The organism is Leptolyngbya sp. Heron Island J, from assembly GCF_000482245.1.
GTDB lineage: Bacteria > Cyanobacteriota > Cyanobacteriia > Phormidesmidales > Phormidesmidaceae > Leptothoe.
On sequence record NZ_AWNH01000043.1, the window covers coordinates 104,120 to 125,277 of the forward strand.

14 protein-coding genes are annotated in these 21,158 nt (G+C 50.4%); 10 read left to right on the plus strand and 4 right to left on the minus strand.

The window, feature by feature from the left end; all coding sequences use genetic code 11:
- Both N836_RS52245 and N836_RS76515 read left to right on the plus strand, forming a co-directional pair.
- Positions 1-636: a DUF6232 family protein gene (locus N836_RS52245; protein WP_161634968.1), complete on the plus strand. Its 636-nt coding sequence runs from the start codon at positions 1-3 to the stop codon at positions 634-636.
- A 717-nt stretch (positions 637-1,353) separates the two neighbouring features.
- Positions 1,354-2,310 (plus strand): S-layer homology domain-containing protein, encoded by a 957-nt coding sequence (locus N836_RS76515; RefSeq protein ID WP_023072802.1) that lies wholly within the window; start codon positions 1,354-1,356, stop codon positions 2,308-2,310.
- Positions 2,311-2,357: 47 nt separating this feature from the next.
- On the opposite strand, the gene N836_RS52250 is transcribed toward N836_RS76515, so the two are convergent.
- The gene (locus N836_RS52250) at positions 2,358-3,485 is read right to left on the minus strand and encodes a saccharopine dehydrogenase family protein (RefSeq protein WP_023072803.1); all 1,128 of its coding nucleotides are present in this window, start codon (positions 3,483-3,485) and stop codon (positions 2,358-2,360) included.
- Positions 3,486-3,577: 92 nt separating this feature from the next.
- On the opposite strand from N836_RS52250, the gene N836_RS52255 reads away from it, so the two are divergent.
- The gene (locus tag N836_RS52255) at positions 3,578-5,245 is read left to right on the plus strand and encodes an ABC transporter permease (RefSeq protein WP_023072804.1); all 1,668 of its coding nucleotides are present in this window, start codon (positions 3,578-3,580) and stop codon (positions 5,243-5,245) included.
- Positions 5,246-5,301: 56 nt separating this feature from the next.
- Here N836_RS52255 and N836_RS52260 read toward each other — a convergent pair whose 3' ends face one another.
- From N836_RS52260 to N836_RS52270, 3 genes are all read right to left on the minus strand, one after another.
- Entirely contained in the window at positions 5,302-6,720 is a 1,419-nt protein-coding gene (locus N836_RS52260; RefSeq protein WP_023072805.1) for a J domain-containing protein, read from the minus strand.
- Positions 6,721-6,868: 148 nt separating this feature from the next.
- On the minus strand, positions 6,869-9,286 hold the full coding sequence (locus N836_RS52265; RefSeq protein WP_023072806.1) for a GcvT family protein: 2,418 nt from the start codon (positions 9,284-9,286) through the stop codon (positions 6,869-6,871).
- Positions 9,287-9,368: 82 nt separating this feature from the next.
- Entirely contained in the window at positions 9,369-10,583 is a 1,215-nt protein-coding gene (locus N836_RS52270) for an aromatic ring-hydroxylating oxygenase subunit alpha (protein WP_023072807.1), read from the minus strand.
- A 672-nt stretch (positions 10,584-11,255) separates the two neighbouring features.
- On the opposite strand from N836_RS52270, the gene N836_RS52275 reads away from it, so the two are divergent.
- The 7 genes from N836_RS52275 (at position 11,256) to N836_RS52310 (ending at position 21,140) form a co-directional block, all read left to right on the plus strand.
- Positions 11,256-12,908 (plus strand): BCCT family transporter, encoded by a 1,653-nt coding sequence (locus N836_RS52275; protein ID WP_023072809.1) that lies wholly within the window; start codon positions 11,256-11,258, stop codon positions 12,906-12,908.
- A 148-nt stretch (positions 12,909-13,056) separates the two neighbouring features.
- On the plus strand, positions 13,057-14,214 hold the full coding sequence (gene solA, locus N836_RS52280; protein WP_023072810.1) for an N-methyl-L-tryptophan oxidase: 1,158 nt from the start codon (positions 13,057-13,059) through the stop codon (positions 14,212-14,214).
- 80 nt (positions 14,215-14,294) lie between these two features.
- On the plus strand, positions 14,295-15,062 hold the full coding sequence (locus N836_RS52285) for a GntR family transcriptional regulator (protein WP_023072811.1): 768 nt from the start codon (positions 14,295-14,297) through the stop codon (positions 15,060-15,062).
- A 59-nt stretch (positions 15,063-15,121) separates the two neighbouring features.
- Positions 15,122-17,134: a dynamin family protein gene (locus N836_RS52290; protein WP_023072812.1), complete on the plus strand. Its 2,013-nt coding sequence runs from the start codon at positions 15,122-15,124 to the stop codon at positions 17,132-17,134.
- A 751-nt stretch (positions 17,135-17,885) separates the two neighbouring features.
- Positions 17,886-18,866 (plus strand): HAD family hydrolase, encoded by a 981-nt coding sequence (locus tag N836_RS52300; RefSeq protein WP_023072814.1) that lies wholly within the window; start codon positions 17,886-17,888, stop codon positions 18,864-18,866.
- A complete protein-coding gene (locus N836_RS52305) occupies positions 18,859-20,151 on the plus strand; it encodes a glycoside hydrolase family 10 protein (RefSeq protein ID WP_023072815.1) in 1,293 nt (430 codons plus the stop codon). The genes N836_RS52300 and N836_RS52305 overlap by 8 nt, the downstream gene beginning before the upstream one ends.
- A 248-nt stretch (positions 20,152-20,399) precedes the next feature.
- Positions 20,400-21,140, plus strand: a complete 741-nt coding sequence (locus tag N836_RS52310) for a YHS domain-containing (seleno)protein (protein WP_023072816.1) — start codon at positions 20,400-20,402, stop codon at positions 21,138-21,140.
- The last annotated feature ends 18 nt before the right edge of the window (positions 21,141-21,158 follow it).

Below are 21,158 nucleotides of genomic sequence, written 5' to 3' on the forward strand. Positions count from 1 at the left end.
GTGGGCAGACCTGACCAGCAAAACTCCAAAGATACGTTCCCATTATCAGCTCACAACCTGGCACTAAGAGATATAACCCTGGTAGCTGATGATTTGATGCCAGATGTAACATCGCTGCCCCAAGTCAGTTCAGCTTCCACAGGACCTAAGCCAAATTCATATACTGTAGAGCTGTTTCGAGATGAAGCCAGGGTGACGGCAACTGAGTTACTCTATGGCCATAGCAGCTATGCGCTCAAAGACATTGACTCACTACAGATTTCCAAGCTGCACCGCAAACGCTCAATTTTCCAAAAAAAAGTAAACACTTTCCTCGCTAGCATAGTGGCCACCGCTGGCCTACTGCTACTGCTCAATGCTCTTACCTGGTTTATCTATGTGTTGAATCTAATCCTAATTATTGGCAGTATCAGCTATGCCATCTATTTTAACTGGTGGATTGAGCAGCGCAGACGGGGTGAGTTTGGCTTGGTGATGACAATGAAACCGAATGCAAAAGTTGTCATTACAAGTCACAGCTTGAAAGCCATTCAAACCCTTTATCAGCTCCTGTTTCGTCGTATGGATATGAGCCCCCACACCAATGAGTCTTTGACAGTCAATATGTATACAGGAGAAATACTTAACGATTACTAAACTGGAGACCATCGTCACCAGTCATAGGGCAGCCCCTACCTGACAATGCCTAATATCAACATAAAACAGGTTTATCGGTGCGTAACCCGATCGTCAGACTAACGGTTGCCATGCTTTTGGTAGAGCCACAAACAACTATCTTTACAGATACTTTAACAATGTGAGGAAAATCTTCACTCAGTGACAGTAGGACCAGTTAATCCACTTGAGACTGGTACTTGCAAGCCATCAGCCATTCATTTTTAAAACCGTACTTGAGTCAAAACCTTGCCGCTATACAGCCAGTTTTCAAATTGCCCCATCTGGTTAGAAGAATGGCACACAGCTGTACTGGATAGCTGCCCTAAAAAAATAGACTATCTTTCTGTAGCCTTTGAAAAGGCAGAGAAGTATTACGCGATAATACTGAAGTTTTTCCTTGATCTTAAGGTTGAAAACCACTTAAAAAATTGGTCTACAGCATCTTGTCCTAGGTAGTCGTCGTAGGGTTGAATCACATCTAAGGTCTTCTAACCAATCGCTTACTACAGACCGAGCATACCGATCGAACATATTGTTATTCAAATCGGGGTGACTGACTCAGATGTTTTAGAACTGTTGAAATTCATGACGATTTTATCGTCTAATTACCCCAAGCAAAGATCCGCATCAATCGCACTTGAAATTGGGGACAGACAATCATCTGTGTGAAAATGTTTTTGATTAAAGGATTTGAACATGAATATTCCTAATAGTTTATGGCTGATGCGTAATATCGCAGGCTTCGGCATTTCTTTTTTAACTGTACTTTCTATAGTTATTTTTTCGGGCACTGTAGAAGCTCGTGATACTCAAGAGCAAGCATCAAATTCAGAGGTTATCGCTCAAACCCAGAGAACTCAGGTTATTCGCCGCAGCGTTGTGCGTCAGACTACGTTTACAGATATCAGTCAAAACTACTGGGCGGCTGATTTCCTCTATCCCTTAAGCGAGCGGAGAATCCTTGAAGGCTTTCCCAATGGCATGTTTATGCCGACCAATGGTCTCACCCATGCTCAGTTTGCGGCCATTGTCAACAAAGCCTTTGATGTCCGAACTGTCCGCCAGGTATCGACAATTTCAGGCATTTCTCGTAGCTACTGGGCCTACAGCGCTATTCAAAAAGCCTATTCTATGGGTTTTATTGATTTAGAGGACGTTGTTGCCAATCCGGAACGACGACTGACACGTCTGGATGTGTTAGTCTCTTTGGCTCGTGGTTTAGGATATACCGAGATTGTTTCAGGCAAAAGTGTCACAGAAATCCTCAGTATCTATGAAGATGCTGAAACAATTCCTGCAGAATATCGCGTACTGATTGCAGCGCTGACGGAACGGGGCATCATTGTTAACTACCCCAATCGTAAACGTCTTAACCTGCTTCAAGTTGTCAGCCGTTCTGAAGCGTCCAGTTTCATTCATCAGGCCATGGCCAGTTTGGGCGTTCTGCAATATGTTCGCAATGATTACGTAGCGGATGATTTCTTGGATATTTTTATCTCAATTAATAACAATATTGAGATCGATAACTCTGTTGATATTGACCACGACGGCGGTGACGGTGACCACGGCGGCGGCGATGACGACGATGATGATGACGACGATGACGACGACGACGACGATGATGATGACGACGATGACGACGACGACGACTAAGCAGAACAGTTCATCTTGTATGGCATGCCAACAAGCTGTTTAATGCATTAGTTTCTGCCTCCAAACTCCGAATTCTGGGGGCAACATATCGTGTTGTTGATCACTAATCCACGTGCTGCCAGCGTCTTTTCAAAAAGAGACGTTGGCAGTGCTTGTTCTACCGACCATACGCCTGGTCGAGAGAGCTGACCGGACAGTACTAGTTGAGCCATGCTGCCGGTCCCATAGCCAGCGGCGGCAGCTGTATCTGGATGGGTGGCTGTGGCCAGATATCTTGCAGCTTGTCCGCGCTGTTGTCCATCAATAGCGAGACGCATGGCAATGCCAGTGCCACTGAAGCGATCGGTGACCTGGGTCATGGCATAGCTGATTTGCGAGAGACTCTCTATGACAGCCGTTGATGTTAGCCAGCCTGCGGGTAACCGCGTCATCAGGCCGGTCAGACGATTGTAGGCATCAGGCAGCGAGCCAAACTTGGTGATGACGCTGTTTAGCTGGGGAAAGGATTGCGCCAGGGTGAGGGCTTCAACAGTATTAAACCAATAGACGCCAGCCCCTTGGTTGTAGGGTTCAGGAAAGGGAAGCACTTCTCGCTCGCTGTAGGGCTGAATCGTGACGTGCTGGCCGTTAACTTTGGCTGTAAACGGGGTTTGTAGCTCGATAAATGTGGTGCGCATCACCGTGACACCCGCCCCCCCTGAACCTGCCACCAGATAGCTCAGATGCACCTGATCAGCTGAGTCCAACTGCTCAATCCCCTGGCGGACCATGCTGTTGGAAATACCGGGAAATACTCCTGTACTGACAATACAGGAGACACCAGCAGCCTGGGCGACATCGCTCAGGGCCAGGGCTTCACTAACGTAATCAGGGCTATCGGCGATGTCAATGTAGGGGGTAGCCTGCTCAATACACTGCCTGAGAACCTGGAGGTCTCGGGTACGAAACGGTCCAGCACAGTGGATGACTAAGTCGTGAGCTGCGATCGCAGCCCCCACCTGGGCCTGATCCTCTAATCGCAAAGCGCGATACTGCTGACGCGGCTCCAACTTAAACCTAGGCTGGGGTCGTCGTCCGGTTAGGGTCAGAGTAACATCCGTGTGGCGTAACAAATCCAGGGCCACGCTACGACCAATCCGACCGCTACCACCAATAATTAAGACAGTTGAAGCCATGGTTGGGGCAAGCAAAACACAGTACAACAGTTGATGCAACGGTCAACTATGGCTGACAATAAGTCAACCCATTGATGTTGACTGCAGCGTTCATGATCACCCCCACAACGACGGAAGTGTCTCGCCTCCCTTTGCCCCGCTTCAATGGCTGGACCCTGGTGGTATGGCTGATCGCATTGCTGGTGGCGTCACCCATTTTAGTGGTTTTGGGCAGTATCTTCTCGCCCAGCGAAGGGGTTTTTAGCCATCTGGCTTCAACCGTGCTGACCCAGTACATTACCCATTCTTTACTGTTGATGGTGGGAGTGGGGGCAGGGGTACTGGTTTTGGGAATTGGCACCGCCTGGCTGGTGACCATGTGTCGCTTTCCCGGCAGTCGTATATTTGAGTGGGCGCTGCTGCTGCCGCTGGCTGCCCCCGCCTATTTGTTGGCCTATACCTACACGGACTGGTTGGATTATTTTGGGCCGGTGCAGCTGTGGTTGCGATCTCTCTTTGGCTGGCAATCCGTTAACGATTACTGGTTTCCCGATGTTCGCTCGGTGGGCGGGGCAATTATCATGTTTAGCCTCACCCTCTATCCCTATGTTTATATGCTGACGCGGGTAGCCTTTCTAGAACAGTCGGTTTGTACCCTAGAAGCCAGCCGTTCCCTAGGGTGTGGCCCCTGGCGCAGTTTCTTTAAAGTTGCCCTACCCCTGGCCCGACCAGCCATCGTCGCCGGGCTCTCCCTGGCATTGATGGAAACCTTGAGCGACTTTGGCACCGTTGACTACTTTGGCGTAGCCACCTTTACCACGGGTATTTATCGCACCTGGTTTGGCATGGGAGCCCAGATCGCCGCAGCCCAGCTATCAGCCATGCTCATGGTTTTCATTTTGGTGCTGATTATCCTAGAACGTTGGTCACGCCGACAGGCCAAATATTACCAGGCCAAAAATAGTGTTCAACGGCCCCAAACCTATTCCCTCAAAGGCCTACGAGCCTTGGGAGCAACCCTGGCCTGTGGTCTGCCAATTGCCCTGGGTCTGTTGTTACCCGCCGGGTTACTAATGCAAATGACCGTGACCCATCTTGATGAAACTCTGGACAACCGATTTTTGGAACTGGCCCGGCATAGCCTGATTCTAGCTGGGCTCACCGCCGGTTTAGGCGTGGTTATTGCCCTGGTACTCGGCTACGGGGAGCGCCTGAGTAAACAACGGCTAGTTAACCTGGGGGTACGGCTCGCGTCCATGGGCTATGCCGTACCTGGTGCTGTCATTGCTGTCGGTATCTTGATTCCTGTTGTTAGCTTCGACAAGCGCCTGGCTAACTGGGTGGAAGCCACCACCGGCAACAATATTGGGCTCATTCTCAGTGGTACGATCACTGCTCTAATTTTTGCCTATTTAGTTAGGTTTCTCGCGGTGGCCCTGGGAACCGTCGAGTCAGGTCTGGCTAAAATTCGTCCCACTATCGATGATGCAGCCCGCAGTTTGGGCTGTTCCCCCACCCAAACCTTGATCAGAATCCATACACCGCTGATGGCCAGTAGTCTCCTGACAGCGATGATCCTGGTCTTTGTGGATGTGATGAAAGAACTGCCCGCTACGCTAGTGATGCGGCCGTTTAATTTTGATACCCTAGCAGTCAGGGTGTATCAATATGCCTCTGATGAACGCCTGGTGGAAGCCTCAGCTCCGGCGTTAATGATTCTGTTGGTGGGGCTGTTGCCCGTCATTCTACTCAGCTGGCGAATTGCCAGAGAGCGCCAGTGAGACGGCATGAGTGAGACGGCATGAGTGAGAGGACTAGGAGAGATTTTTTAAAGTGGCTAGAGCCAGGCTTGTAACATCAGATAGCCGATACTTAAACTGGTAAACAACACACTGGGAGAGAGCCAGGTTGCGACCACCTCGCGATGATGGTGAATTTGACTATAGCCACTGTGCAAGGTCAAAAATGTGTGGTGGCTAGTCACACACAGCAGCAACAACCACAGCCACGGTAGCCTGAGGGCAACAGGGCTAATCAGGACAAATATGCCCAGGGGGAGGACGGTGGCTCCAGCAATAAAGGTATCACCAGCCCAGTTTCCCTGACGGCGGAGAAACAGGCGTGAGATCCCTAACATGATGATCAAACTTAAAAATGTTGCACTTCCTGATAGCCAGAGAGCACTAAGAGCCGTATTTCTACTGGCTTCCAGGGAGGCAAACTGTAGCACGTAGCCTCCCAGGGTAAAGCCGCTCAAACCCACCCCCGCTAGCAGACAGCCAACCGGCAGCGCCTGACGTGAGCCGAGATGGCTGTATATCGCCGGCAGTTCTGCTGCTGGATTGCCCAAGAGGCCAAACACCAGACGATTAAACTGCCCTAACAACTGCAATCGTCTGGGGGCGACTTTGGAACCAGCTGGGGAACTGCGCTTAAACCGTCGCTGCTGACGTAGGATCTGAATGCGATCGCAGCTGCGATGATACCCTTCCAAATCTCCTTGGGCCTGATAGTGCATTGAGGCCGTTTGCAAATCAGTAATCGCCTCGTCCCACTCATGAATATCTTCATAGGCCACGGCCCGCTGAAAATAAGCCTGGGGATCATCGGATTCCTGGGCAATGGCTTCGGTAAACGCGGCGATCGCACTTTCGGTATACCCCAGCCGATATCGCGCTAGCCCCAGGTAGTAATAGGTCTGGGGTAAGATTTGGGTAAATTGCAATAATCGCTGACAGTCGGCCAGTACCCCCGCATCATCCTCTAAGATGTAGCGGACCTGAGCCCGTCGCAAATAGGCTTCCGCCAGGCTCGGCTGTAGCTCAATCGCCCGATCAAAATCAGCCAGCGCTGCCTTATAGTGGCGAGTCAGCGTCTGCTGAATTCCTCGTAGATAAAAATCATGGGCGGTTTGGGGTCGAGTGCCATCATACTCAGTTGTCCCCGTGTGGTCGTAGCGCTGCCGCTGCACCTGATCGGTCAATACTTCATAGGCCTCATGCAAGGCTCGAAACTTTTCTAACGCACCGGGATCATCTGGATTTAGATCCGGGTGATAGCGTCGTGCCAATCGTCGAAACGCCGCTTTTATTTCCGCTGGAGTGGCATTGGGAGATATTTGTAACCGGGCATAATAGTCGTCAGGAATGGCCATAGACAACCAAACAAGTGGGATATCAATATAAGTGATGATGCACCCATTGTAGTCATTCCACACTAGGGACCACACTAGGGAAGGGAAAATGGGGTCAGCCATAGGCAGACGACACCCTAACCTTCCTACCTATTGTTAGATCTTCAGATATTTTGCCGTTCAGTCCGTAGAATTTAAGCCACTTACACAAAGTTAAGTGACTCATCCTCACACTTCCATCCTCATACCTTTGTCCGCCGCTATCCTTTACCTACAGCAAGGTTTCAACAACCGTAGCGGCAAGAGAGTTTCCAAAATACTCAACGGTGACAGCGGTACCTGGTGTTGCGTAGCCGAGGGGTAAATACGCATAGATAATACATCGGCCTAAACAATAGCCATAGCCAGCACTGGTGACATAGCCCAATACTTTGCCATCTGCCACCACTGGTTCCTTCCCCATCACAACCGCTGTCGGGTCATCCAGGGTGAGATAACATAGCTTGCGACTGGGATAGTCCCGACGTTGTAACAGGGCTTCTTTGCCAATAAAGTCTCCTGGCTCAGGTCTGACGGCAAACCCTAAACCCGCTTCGTAGGGATCATATTCAGTATGAATATCGCTACCCCAGAGCAAAAAGCCTTTTTCTAAACGCAGTGTGTCAAACGCGCCCATGCCAGCGGCAACCATCCCATGGGTTTGACCCGCTGTCCACAGCATATCCCAAAGCTTTAGGCCCGATTCGCTCAGGGCATAGATCTCCCAGCCTGCTTCACCCACATAAGAGACTCGTGATGCCAGGACCGGAATATTGCCGATATAAAATGACCGATTGGTAAAGAAACCAAAGGCTGATTTTGATACATCCACCTGAGTCAGGGATTGGAGAACGGCCTCGGCTTTTGGTCCCCACAGACCAACACAGCAATAGCTGGAGGATACATCCACAATTTGTACCGAGCTGTCTGCGGGCACATGGGCTTTCATCCAGGCTAGGTCGTGACCGTGAGCTGAACCGCCAGTAATCACCCAGTATTTTTGGGGACCCAGACGACTCACGGTCAGATCGCACATAATGCCGCCATTGGCGTCTAGCATAGCGGTGTAGATCACTTTGCCCACGGGTTTATCGATGTTGTTGGCACAGAGGTTTTGCAGATAATCCACCACACCAGGGCCGGTGATTTCAAACTTGGCAAAGGGGGTAAGGTCGTAGAGAGCGACGCGATCGCGAGTGGCCAGATGCTCTGCTCCCTGAATCGGTGACCAGTTTTTAGCGGCCCAGCCCTGTCGCGCAGGAATAGAATACTCCTCCAAAAGATTGGCATTCGTTTCAAAATACTGGGGCCGCTCCCAGCCCGCACTCACTACAAACTGGGCTCCCAGTTCCTGCAGACGTGGATAAAAGGGACTCACCCGTAAGCCCCGTGAGTGGGTCTGCTGGTCCAGCGGGTGAATGATGTCGTAAACCTCGTCATACTGCTGGGCTCCCGCTTTGAGTACATAGTCTGCGCTTTTACACACATCGGGAAAGCGGTGAATATCCATCTCATGGAGATCAAGGCTCGTGACACCGCTCGTCATCAGTTCCGCCACCAGTTTGCCCACACCGCCACCATGGGTCACCCACACGGCTTCTGCGACCCAAAAACCTTTGGTCTTGGCGGATTCACCCACAACAGAGCCGCTGTCTGGGGTAAAGGAAAACAGGCCATTCATCTTGTCGGTTAGCTCAGCCTGGGCAACAGCCGGAAACAACTCCTGGGTGGATTTCCAGGCCGGAGCAAAATATTCTTCTGTAAACGGCATCACAGAGGGCATCACGGGCGCATCGGCGTAGGGCAAAATGTTATCTGGGTCCACCAGCAGCGGTTCGTGCTGATAGGAGCCAATCCCCCAACAGTTCTGATGCTGTCGGAAATACATGGCATGATCCTGGTGGCGCACAATGGGCATCGCCACTTCTGCAGTTGCCGTTGCCAGTTCAGGGATAGGGCCTGTTTTGACATACTGATGTTGCACAGGAGTCAGGGGAATAATCTCCCCCACCATGCGACCGATGCGCGGTCCCCAAATCCCGGCACAGACCAGCACCTTATCGGTTTTAATGCGACCTTCATCGGTCACCACCGCCTGCACTTGACCATTGACCACCTTAATATCTGTAACCAAAGTCTCCCCATAGAATTTAGCCGCAGCGCCAGCTCCCTTGGCCAACGCCTCAGCCGCTCGCAGGGCTTTAGCGATACCATCGGTCGGCACATAGTAGCCCCCGAGAATTTTAGCCGCATCGATCAGGGGTACCTTAGCTTTCACCTCAGCTGGAGTCAGCAGACAGGCTCCCTCTAAGCCCCAGGATTTTGCCCAGCCCAACTTACGTTTGAGTTCCTGCAGACGGGCTTCGGTATAGGCCACTTCCACCCCACCCACTGGATAATAGGCCGGTCCCTCCTCGGTGCTGAGCTGGCTGTAGAGCTCAGCTGTATACTTAGCCAACAGCGTCATGGTTTTAGATGAATTGGTCTGAAACACCAGACCAGGGGCATGGGAGGTGGACCCACCAGTGGCAAATAGGGGGCCTTGATCAACCACAACAATGTCGGTCCAGCCAAGCTGGGCTAGGTGATAGGCAGTGCTACAACCAACAATACCCGCGCCAATGATGACAACAGATGCGTTTGTTTTCATGAAAAATCCTGGGACTAAAAGGTAGAGGAGATAAAGGGGGAAGACGGTGCCCACCGGACCAAAGGGGGGGATCAGGGCAAAATCAGCTCCCTACCGCCCTAGCAATGGCCTGTTGAAATTGATAGACAGTTTGTTCCAGTTCAGGCGAGAAACACCCGCCGTCAAACCCAGGAGATTGGCGACCGATCTGCATCCGTTCAATCATGGCGATATCTTCATCGTTGGTTACCTGCCACAGGTCGATGGGCAAATGACGTAGGGCTTGGTTCTCCGGCGTCATGGCCCCGTCTCCCACAAAGTAGAAAAGCATCCGCTCTGCGGTTTTATCAGGGCTGATGGGGTTGGCCAGAAACACCAGAAAGTAGTCGGGGTGAACCCCCAACATAAGATTGGGAAAGACGGTAATGTATTCGGCTATGGTTTGTTTTCCCGACGATTCTAAGTTGGGAAAGGTTGGTAGTGAACGCCCGTCTACGACACCGCTTTTATACTGCAGACTGCCCTGACCCACATGTGGACCGCCGAGATCAAATCCAAAGTGGTCTTCCATCCGAGAACAGCTGTTGAGGGCCGGATGCACCCAGCTGAGGTGATAGCTTTCCGAAAAGTTTTCTACTGCTAGCTTCCAGTTGGCATTGCACTCCAGACCAACTTCCCGTGACTCCCGTCTGAGCAAGCTGAGGTCATAATCAGACCAGCGCTCGATTGCCGGTTTTAAATACTCGGTGAGCGGTGGGGCATCCCCCGATAGATTGACAAACACCAAGTCTAACCATTGCTCGCATCGAATCGGAATCAGGCCTTTGCGATCGCGCTCAAAGCCACTGTAAGAATCCTGATAGTATCCACCAAAGTGGGGGGTGCCTTTGAGAGTGCCGTCTAGCCTGTAGGTCCAGGAATGGTAAGGACACTGGATACGACCGCTGACATTACAGGGCTTGTCCACTAGCTGCAGCCCCCGATGACGACAGATATTGTGAAAGGCTCGCAGCGGTGGCGGGCTGGTTGAATCGGGATGAATGCGATCGCGCACCAACACAATCGATATCCCAGCCACATCCGTGGGATAAACATCTCCTGGATTCGGCAAATCCGATGCCAGGCCCACACAAACCCAAGCCTGGCTAAACACTGTCTGCCGCTCTCGCTCTAGATACTGAGCAGAGGTATAAGCTGCCGCCAAAAGACCGGATTGACGATCCTGGGAGGGAACAGCAGAGGACTCTAAACAAACGTCAGACGTTTGCCGACTGACAGAATCACTGACGGGTTTTGAAACGACGTGGGGGGAATTCATACTCTGCCTCAGTGGTCATGCACCCTATCTCGAATAATGGTGGATGCTCTTGATTATTTTTAGGTTGCAATTACAAAAATTAAACTTGTAATTACAAGTCCTGAAACCACAGAATATGGATTCAAACTTTTATTTAAATTGTTATGTTTTTGACAATTTATAGATTTTTGTTAGAAAATAAACTAAAGGCATTTGGCAGGGTTTGAAGCATAGGTATTTTAGGAAAAGCCTATCTAAAATAGGGATTCAGCCATTTATATTGAGGTCAAACCCAATTCCAGACATTGTTTTAGGCTGTTATTATTTTCAAGATTTCCAGACATCTGAACCATTGCCTGATAAAGTTTAATCGTCCTAAAAAGTTATTTTTCCATCAGCAACCTGTGACATTTAAAACTTGTAGTGACAACTGTATAGATAAAGACAGAGGCGTCATAATGCTCCCCTTATCTTGAAGCTAATGTTGAAATCTAAGCCGTTGCTGATTTAGAGGATGAACCACTCGATTAGAAACGCTATAGGGTGGCGTCTTAAAGACGAAATCATGCTGAGGATCAGTAACGCTGAAGAACGCGCTGCTGTTTTGAAGAGCACCATTGCTGATGGTCAATCCATAATTTTTCCATAGAGCAGATATTCTATGCTCGCTCTACCCATTGGAGTAGTACTACCATGACCCCACAAAAACCGATTGCCCAGGGGAAAGAGGGTTTTGACTCCCCCAGGCGATCTCAAAGTGGTCGTCGTCCTGGCGATCGCAACATTGCCGGCTACGGCTTTGACTTTCACCCAGAGGTGTTTTTAGTCTCCGCTGGTTTAATTTTGTTGTTTGTGCTGATCACCCTGGTTTTCCGTGAGCCAGCCGAGAACGCATTTGGAGCTGTTCAAACCTTTATTGCTGAGGCAATGGGCTGGTTTTTAATCCTGTCCGTCAGCGTTTATCTGGGCATCGCCATTATTCTCGCCTTTAGTAAATTTGGCAGAATTCGTCTGGGGGGGCAAAATGCCAAGCCCGAGTTCCCTACCTTTGCCTGGATTGCCATGCTGATTAGTGCAGGCATGGGCATTGGCCTCATGTTTTGGAGTGTGGCAGAACCGATATATCACTTCCAAGACCCGCCAGCATTAATTGGCGCAATTGAGCCACTCTCTCAGGATGCAGCTCAGCAGGCACTGGGGATCACCTTTTTTCACTGGGGACTCCACGCCTGGGGCATCTATGCCATCGTGGGTCTGTCCCTCGGATTTTTTGCCTATAACTGGGGATTGCCACTAACGATTCGCTCCGTGTTTTATCCCATTTTGGGCGATCGCATTTATGGCTGGGCCGGTAACGCCATCGATATTTTAGCGGTTGCCTCTACCCTATTTGGTTTAGCCACATCCTTAGGATTTGGCGTTCAGCAGGTCAACGCCGGGTTTAATTTTCTTCTAGGTCTACCCATTAGCACCCCGATCCAGATTGGTCTGATTGCCATCATTACCGGGTTTGCCACCGCATCAGTTGTCTCTGGATTAGATGCGGGTGTCCGTCGTCTGAGTGAACTCAACATGATTTTGGCGGCCCTCTTTATGACCTTTGTGCTATTGGTGGGGCCAACATTGTTTATCCTAGGTTCTTTTGTCCAGGTGGTTGGCTACTATGCCGCTTCTCTACCCACCCTCAGTTTCTGGACCGAAACCTTTGAAGGAACAGCATGGCAGAACAGCTGGACTGTGTTCTACTGGGGCTGGTGGATTTCCTGGTCTCCCTTTGTCGGTATTTTTATCGCCCGTGTTTCTAAAGGACGAACCGTTCGCGAATTTCTTTTAGGGGTACTGCTACTGCCGACGATGCTGACATTTTTGTGGATGTCCGTGTTTGGCGGCACCGCCATGTCCATGGAACTGGGTGGCCTATCTGGTGTGATCAGTGATGCCGTCAGTGAGAATGTGGCCACAGCTTTATTTGTGATGTTGCAAGAGCTACCGCTGACCGCCATTACGTCATTTGTGGGCATTGTGCTGGTAGTGGTTTTCTTTGTCACATCATCGGATTCTGGCTCTTTAGTAGTAGACAGTTTAACCTCAGGCGGCAAGATGGATTCGCCAGTGCCCCAGAGAGTATTTTGGGCCGTTACAGAAGGCGTAGTTGCAGCGGTATTGCTGCTAGGCGGCGGCTTGCAGGCATTACAGACCGCGTCGATTGCCACAGGACTACCGTTTGCAATTGTGTTGTTGGTGATGTGCTATAGCCTCTATAGAGGATTAAGCCAGGAATTGGCCATGCTCGAAGGGAAAGAAATGCAGATGGCTGAAAGGGCTGTTGAAAAAGTCGTTTCGTAGGGCTTGGTTTTGCCTTTGGCTTTGGTAGTGCTGATCGGTTCTTTTGCCGTTGTAGTTCTAGGGGTGGGCTGATGGTGAGGAGGGCTGCTCAGGGCTTTCCTCCCTGTAACCCTCCTTGTCTTTAAAGCAAACAAGGAGACATTTACCTATGGCCCAACATTTTGATGCGATTGTCATCGGCGCAGGCGGTGTCGGCAGTGCGGCTGCTTACTATTTAGCCAAAGCAGGCCAGCGCGTTTTACTCTTAGAACAATTTGAGCTGAACCACCAAAACGGTAGCTCTTACGGCTACTCTCGCGTTATCCGCTATACCTATGACAATCCCATTTACATTAACCTGATGCGGGATGCCTACCCGCTGTGGTTTGACCTGCAAGCACAAGCGGGGGAGCAGCTCTATGTCAAAACCGGTGGTTTAGACTTTGGCTTTCCTGATACCGACACGTTCCAAAAACTCAAGACCAGTATGGACACAGCCCAGCTGGACTATGAGCACCTGAACCGGGCGGAGATCCAGAAGCGCTATCCTCAGTTTGTGCTCAAAGAAGGCATGGAGGGATTGTTTCAATCTGAGTCTGGATTGTTGCGCACCTCCCGCTGCCTGTTGGCCCATGTTCGTTTGGCTCAGCAGCACGGAGCGGAGATGATGGACCAAACGCCCGTGGTTAAAGTGATTCCTGGAACCCATGGGGTGGAGGTGCATACGGCAAAGGAGGTGTTTAGCTGCGATCGCATTGTTCTCACGGTCGGCAGCTGGGCCAAATCCCTCCTAGCCGCACAGGGCATCGAGCTACCTCTCAAAATCATGCCCTGTCAGCTCGGTTTCTACCAGCCTAATAACACGGCAGACTTTACCCCCGGCACCTTCCCCGTCTTCTTTGCCCACATGAACGGCATCTATGGTGAAATGCCCTACGGCATCCCCCATATGGACTCCAGCCTCGGTGTTAAAATCACCACATTTTATGGCTGGGAGACCGTCAGTACACCTGACGACGTCGACTATACCCCCAGTCAAACCTGGACTGAACATATCCGCGACTGGGCCAGGGAGTATATTCCCGGTACTGCGGGTTCCTTACTCAGCACCCGCCGCTGTCTCTATACCCTCACCCTCGACAAAGATTTTATTGTGGATCAACACCCTGACTATCCCCATGTAATCATCGGTGCAGGCTTTTCTGGTCACGGCTTTAAGTTCACCACCTTGTTAGGCAAGATGCTGGCGGACCTGGCAATCGATAGTCACACTCCCCACGACACCAGCCTGTTCAAAATTAGTCGATTTCAATCAATCGCCACCTAAGCCCCTCCTTACCTATCACCGCCTACTCCTTTTTTCCGCTAGGATATCTGGAGTAGCCTCTGGACATGCCTTCATACCCCATGGTTCCAAGTGAGCCGTGTGCAGATAAACAACCGCTGCACATTGTTATTTCGGAGCAACTAAAACAAAAAATTGAAGCGGGTCACTATGAGCCGGGACAGCGTCTACCCAGTGAATTTGACCTGGGAGAACTCTTTGGCGTTAGTCGAACTACCATACGTAAAGCTATCTCAAATCTGATTCAGCAGGGGTTGGTCAGTAGTCAGCAGGGTAAAGGCAGTTTTGTCAGCGGTCATCACAAGATCAGCATTTCCATCTCTAACCCCATGACCCACTTCGATGTTGCCCTGCAAGAACAGGGCTATGTGGGCCAGATTCAATCACTAAATTTCTATCGTATTCAGGCATCCTCTGAAGTGGCGCGGACTCTCTCCGTATCTCCAGCCGCTATCGTGTATCAGCAAGAAAAAATTATTTATGCAGATCATATTCCCATCGCCTTAGAAATTGACTATTTCCCCGAGTCCATTGGCGCAGGGTTAACAGACTCATTACAACAAGGATTTACCTACAGCACGCTCAAAGCAAACGGCATTTATCTCAATGCTGGCAAAGTGAATTTAGGGTGTATACCGGCCACCTATGACTTGACCAAACACTTAACTATTCCCTTGGGGATGCCGCTACTGGTGCTCGACTTTGTTGCCTATGCAGACAATAGTCTGCCAGCTGTGTGTGGCAAAGTATTGTCGCGTTCCGACTGGATCTGCTACACATCCGAGATCACCGATCTCAATTCTGGGGATTTGAGGCACACTGGACTGTAAATACTAGTCAAAGAGTATTAGCTGCTTAATAGTCAGCAATGCCGTTCTTGCACGTTCTTATGGTCACACCTCGAGCAGCCAATGCTAACTCGTCAATGGTCGGCAGCCTTGATGCACTCACCCACCGGCGGCAGCAAGCTGCCCAGGCATTAAGTCAGATTGCGATCGCAATGGACCGGGCCGAAACCACTGAACAGTCTGGCCAGCTAGGGTTAACCCGCCACATCCGTCCGCTGCAAAGCACGGCTGAGCAGCTGCACCAGGGCAAGTATCGCATCGTTGTCTTAGGGGAAATGAAGCGGGGTAAAAGCACGCTGATCAATGCCCTGGTGGGTGAGTCGCTGCTGCCCAGTGATGTCAGCCCCTGCACCGCCTTGCTGAGCCTGCTGCGCCATGGCCCAGAGCCACGGGTCATCCTGCACTACAACAATGGCACATCCCCTCAAACCATTGATTTCGAGACCTTCCGAGCCGATTACACCATTCCGGCCGATGAAGCGCGTCAGCTGGAGACCAATGCATTTCCCGACATCAGCCACGTCGTGATTGAGTGCCCCATACCATTGTTAGCATCGGGGCTAGAAATTGTTGATACCCCTGGTCTCAACGATACTGAAACCCGCAATCAGCAGGTACTCAACTATCTCAGCGAAGCCCAGGCAGTTTTGTTTGTGTTGGATGCACTGCAGCCAATTACCCTAGATGAGCGCCGCTATCTACAAAACTATGTTCAAAGCCGTGATCTGGAGTGCTTCTATGTCGTCAATGGCTGGGACCGGATTAAGCGAGGGCTGGTAAACCCGGCAGATGAGACGGCGCTAGCCGAGGCAGAACAACGTCAGCGTCAGGTATTTGCCCAGGGTCTACCCACCCATTGGTTTGAGGTATCGGCTCTCAGCGCCCTCCGACAGCGACGTCAGGGAGACTCCCTGGCCGGTAGTGGGGTGGATCAGCTGCTGACTGCGCTGGAGACTTTTTTGACCCAAGAGCGGGGGCAGGCCGAAATTCAGCAGGCCGCTAAGCTGGCACAGCGAGCCTACAGTGCCGTACAAGCAGCCGTGGAGCGACGGATTCCGCTGTTAGACGCAGACCTGAGTGAACTGCAGCGACGGTTAGCCTCGGTGGAAGATGAGTTTGGCAAGCTAGAAAAGATTCGGGATAACTATCGGCAGTTGATCAGACAACGGTGCGATCGCACCGCCCAAGCCATTGCCAATTCCTTCAAAACCTATATCCTCAGTCTAGAAAAAACCTTTGACACCGACTTTGTCGCCTCCCAGCCAGATCTCGACTTCCTTAATTTTCTAGACGAAAACCAGCGGAATAACTTTTACAAAGAATTTAAGCGAGCCTTTGAACGCTACATCAACGATCAGCTGACCAAATGGGAATTGACCGCCACGCAAACGATCAGTGAGGTGTTTGCAGAGCTAAGCGAAAGCGCTATCGATTACCAAGCGGCCTATACCCAAGTCGTTGAAGAGATCCAAAAGAAAATGACGGGACCCAAGTTTTATGTCCCCGCAACCGGAGCCGCTGATGATATACGTCCCTGGATTGACGATATTCGCGATCTCTTTGATGCAGTACCCGACACACTCAACAATTCGGTACAACCGCTGAATCGGTTTTGGAAATCTGTTCTACAAATGACCATTAGCTCTGTTTGTGTGGCCATTATTCTACAGTCGTTAGGGCTAATCTTTACTAGCCTATTTTTGAATATTGTTGGTGTGATTGCGGCCTTAGGCGGGATTTTGGCAGTCCAAGCAGAGTTCGTGCGGCAGGAATTTATCCGGGCAACCCGCAAAGAGTTTGTCAAACATTTACCCCAGATTGCTGCAGACCAGTGGCAGTCGATCTACAAAGCGGTAACAGACTGTTTTTACGCTTACGAAGAGCAGACAGTTGAGCAAATTAGCGCTGATATTGCCGCCCGGCATTTGGAGTTAAGCAGTCTAATAGAGAAAAAACAACAAAATGAAATTAACCGAGAGCAAGCAGTGGCACGCTTGCAGACATTGGAAGAGACTATTCAGCAGGAATTAGAAATATTGCAAGTGATGATTTAGGCGGGCGGGCAGTGCCCACTCTTCGGGGTGATGAGACCTAGATAAAACATGGTAATAAGACACGGTAGCGTTACCTGTAAAGCCATCTTCTCAAATCACGCCAGGATAGAAGAGTCCCAAGGAATACTAAAACTAGCCCTAGCGTATAGATGATTGCGATCACAAGGTAGATGCTAAAGGACATATTTGACGAAAAACCTGACATAATCTCTGACGTGGACGATGCAATTACGTCAGGGGCATAGGTATAGGCATCAGCTGTAACCACCAGCTGTGTCAGTACTACTCCACCCAAAAATAAAAGCGAGAACCATAGATAAGTTATTGAATTAAGCCACCCTTTTCGAGTTATGAGACTTTGATGCATTAACATCGAAATAGCAATAAAGATAGAGGCTGAAACTATCAGAATATGAATATTAGGGACCGAAACAATGAGGTTCTGAGGCAGTAGAGTCAATATACTACCAAGCTGAAAGACACACATTAGAATCAGATAACAGCTAGTCACCTGAATAATCCTGGGTAAAACAGTTTGTCTCCCTGGAGGAACAATCCCCAAAGCATAGAAAAGTTCTCTAATAGATAGAACCATGGTGAGCCAGAAAGATTTCGTACGGTGCTAGTCATCTCCAAAGATCAAACTGCCATCGCTTTATAATTGGAGATCGCTATTGGAGATCGCTCCATTTGTATATTTCCCCTGGTTTGAAGCTGCCTCAACCTGAACAAGTAGCCCCTATCGGTTTTGATGACCATGGCAACAGCTGAACGGTCAAATCCAAACCTGGCTGACCAATGTTCCTATGCTCAAACTCCGAGCCTCACTGCGCGAAGACTCTCAGCTCACCGTCAACTTCCTGGTTTTGCCTCAAAATCACCTATGCCCACACTGTATGTTTCGGATCTCGATGGCACTTTACTCACCCCCACAGCCACCTTATCAAATTACACACGAGATACCCTAAATCGCTTACTCGCCTCTGGTTTGCCGTTTACCGTGGCCACATCCCGCAGTATCAGTTCTGTCGGTCCCATTTTTCAGGGTGTCTCATTACCATTGCCAGTAATTGAGCTAAATGGAGCCTATATTACTGATCTAGCGACAGGAGAGCATTTAATTGTTAATGACATTGCCATTGACCTGGCGGCTGAGATTCTGGCGCTGGCACAATCCCACGGTATCAAACCGTTAATTTCTAGCTACAACGGTCAAGATGACCATGTATACTTCACCACAGACGTTAATCCTGGCATTCAGTGGTATATCGATGATGCCGAGGCCAATGAAGATGGTCGCTGGTCCTGCCGTGGTGATCTAACCGAAATTTTTGACGAACAGGTGATGCGATTTACGCTGATTGACACCCAAGCCCGGTTGACAGTCCTGGCGCAAGCATTAAAGCAACACTTTCCTGAACGTCTCGATATGCATCTGTTTGAAAATCTCTATCAGCCGGACTGGTACTGGCTAACACTGCAGGATAAGTCGGCCACCAAAGCCAATGGCATTCGCGAGCTGCAAATGCTGCATGAACTGCAGGATCACAATTTGACCGTGTTTGGGGATCATAACAACGATATCTCCATGTTCCAGCTGGCAGATGTGGCAGTAGCAACGGCCAATGCGACGTCAGAACTGCAACGGCATGCAACCGAAATTATTGGTCATCATGGTGAAGATAGCGTAGTGAAGTATTTAGAATCCCGTTGGTCCATGGTGAATGTCTGACGCTAATCCCTCTTCTTCTGGTAAATCCTCGGATACATTATCTAAGCGCCGTTTACTCCGGGCTAAATTGGCCCGGCGCAAACGGCGACGCTATCTGGCACTGTGGATTGCAGTGGTGTGGCTAGTGCTGGCCAGCTGGCAGGCTCCGGCTGTCAAGCTGACCACCAGCAGCCAAATCCGGGGTGTCTGGATGACGAATGTGGCGGCGGCCATTAATTACTACAGCTTTCGTTTAGATGATGCGATCGCAAATCTGGCGGAACATCGGATCAATACCCTGTATCCCAGTGTTTGGAATCAGGGCTATACCCTGTATCCCAATCAGGTGACTGAGCAGGCAGGCGGCCAGTGTTGCGATCGCATCGCCAATGTCCCCCTCTATCCCTTTGACGACATTCTCCACAGTCTTACCCGCCAGGCCCATCGCCACAATATGCGGCTGATTCCCTGGTTTGAATATGGTCTGATGATACCGGCAACATCACCCATCGCCAGAGCCCATCCCGAGTGGTTAACCACCAACCGAGCTGGAGACATAATCCCAGCACCGCTGTCAGCCCATCCTTTGCTGCCCCAGCCCCTCAAAAATTTTCAGATGGAGATTAGCGGTGGCAACATTGCCTGGCTCAATCCCATGCATCCAGAAGTGCGTCAGTTTCTCACCGATCTGATTGTCGATGTTGTTAAGCGCTACCCGGTGGATGGCATTCAGCTAGACGACCACTTTAGCCTGCCGATTTCCATGGGCTATGATCCCTATTCGGTGCAGCTTTACCAGGACAGCCATGGCGGTGCGCTCCCTCCCGACGATCCCAGCGCCCCTGGCTGGATAGCCTGGCGGGCCCATGCCATTACCACACTACTCACCGACATTACCCAGGCGGTAAAACAGGTACGACCCGAAGCAATTGTCTCTGTATCCCCTAACCCTCCTGGCTTTGCCTATCGCAAGTATCTGCAAGACTGGGTCCAGTGGGTCAACCTGGGCATTGTGGATGAAGTGGTCGTCCAGCTTTACCGGGATGACCTCAACATTTTTGAACAAGACTTATACAACAGCGGCTTTCACAATCTGCGCACCCAAATTCCCATTGCCATTGGGCTTTACACAGGACCGTTAAAATCAGCCAAGGAGTTTAACCGCACAGTAGATGAGATTTCAGCGGTACAACAGGCTGGCTATCAAGGTGTCTCATTTTTCTCTTGGGAGACAACCTTTTGGTTTCTCAAAAAAGCATCCGATTTAGAAGTTAAACAAACACTCCTGAGATTGTTTCCAGCCTGATGCTGAGTAGTTGGCCTATCTGAGGCGAACTATGATGTCATCTGCTCCCCTCAGATAGGAAGTGATGATGTGGCAACAGTGGTTGGGGTGCGCTGTATGAGAAGGACTTATGGAATAACTGATGAACGCTAATTATTAGTTCAGCAAACTCTCAGGTTCAAGGGAGGGCTTGATGCCAATATAGCTGTGGCGCTGCCAACCTACTGCTGCCAACGTACTAATCTCTAGCTTCTAGGAATATTAGATCCATGAAAATTAAGTATTTTTCTACACTTGTTGCGGCTTCGATTGTCAGTTTTACAGCCTTAGTAGGTCCCACACCATACACCACAGCTCAGGCTAATCCCTGCGCAGCAGAGGCTGTGAATCCCTGCGCGGCCAATCCTTGCGCGGCCAATCCTTGTGCAGCGAACCCTTGTGCGGCTGATCCTTGTGCAGCGGCAGCTGATCCTTGCGCGGCTGATCCTTGTGCGGCCAATCCCTGTGCAGCTGATCCTTGCGCGGCTGACCCCTGCGCCGCTGCGGCCGATCCTTGCGCGGCAGCGGCGGCAGCTGATATTCCTACCGTCTTTTCTGATCCCCAGGCAAATGATAATCTTGCCATCCGAGGGTATGACCCCGTAGCGTACTTTACCGTTGGTGCGCCGGTTGAAGGCAGTAGTGACTATGAGTATGAGTGGAACGGTGCGACCTGGCGTTTTTCTAGTGCGGCCCACAAAGACATGTTTGCCAGCAACCCGGAGGCCTATGCCCCCCAGTATGGTGGTTACTGTGCCAAGGCGCTGAGTGAAGGCAACCTGGCGTCAACAGTCCCTGAGGCATGGGAAGTGGTTGATGGCAAACTGTATCTCAACTACAGTCTGGATGTGCAAAAACAGTGGCAAGAAGATGTCCCTGGCAACATTACTAAAGCCGATGCACAGTGGCCTAGTATTTTAGACACATCTGATGTTGTTTTTTACGACACCGTTGGTGCTGTCTATTTTTAGGCTGAGATTGTTGTGTAA

Bases quoted from the DNA above. Each gene is read 5' to 3' on its own strand.
- N836_RS76515 (WP_023072802.1), top strand. From the start codon at position 1,354: ATGAATATTCCTAATAGTTTATGGCTGATGCGTAATATCGCAGGCTTC.
- solA (WP_023072810.1), top strand. From the start codon at position 13,057: ATGGCCCAACATTTTGATGCGATTGTCATCGGCGCAGGCGGTGTCGGC.
- N836_RS52285 (WP_023072811.1), top strand. From the start codon at position 14,295: ATGGTTCCAAGTGAGCCGTGTGCAGATAAACAACCGCTGCACATTGTT.
- N836_RS52270 (WP_023072807.1), bottom strand. From the start codon at position 10,583: ATGAATTCCCCCCACGTCGTTTCAAAACCCGTCAGTGATTCTGTCAGT.
- N836_RS52255 (WP_023072804.1), top strand. From the start codon at position 3,578: ATGATCACCCCCACAACGACGGAAGTGTCTCGCCTCCCTTTGCCCCGC.
- N836_RS52305 (WP_023072815.1), top strand. From the start codon at position 18,859: ATGTCTGACGCTAATCCCTCTTCTTCTGGTAAATCCTCGGATACATTA.
- N836_RS52250 (WP_023072803.1), bottom strand. From the start codon at position 3,485: ATGGCTTCAACTGTCTTAATTATTGGTGGTAGCGGTCGGATTGGTCGT.
- N836_RS52265 (WP_023072806.1), bottom strand. From the start codon at position 9,286: ATGAAAACAAACGCATCTGTTGTCATCATTGGCGCGGGTATTGTTGGT.
- N836_RS52275 (WP_023072809.1), top strand. From the start codon at position 11,256: ATGACCCCACAAAAACCGATTGCCCAGGGGAAAGAGGGTTTTGACTCC.
- N836_RS52300 (WP_023072814.1), top strand. From the start codon at position 17,886: ATGACCATGGCAACAGCTGAACGGTCAAATCCAAACCTGGCTGACCAA.
- N836_RS52310 (WP_023072816.1), top strand. From the start codon at position 20,400: ATGAAAATTAAGTATTTTTCTACACTTGTTGCGGCTTCGATTGTCAGT.
- N836_RS52260 (WP_023072805.1), bottom strand. From the start codon at position 6,720: ATGGCTGACCCCATTTTCCCTTCCCTAGTGTGGTCCCTAGTGTGGAAT.
- N836_RS52290 (WP_023072812.1), top strand. From the start codon at position 15,122: ATGGTCACACCTCGAGCAGCCAATGCTAACTCGTCAATGGTCGGCAGC.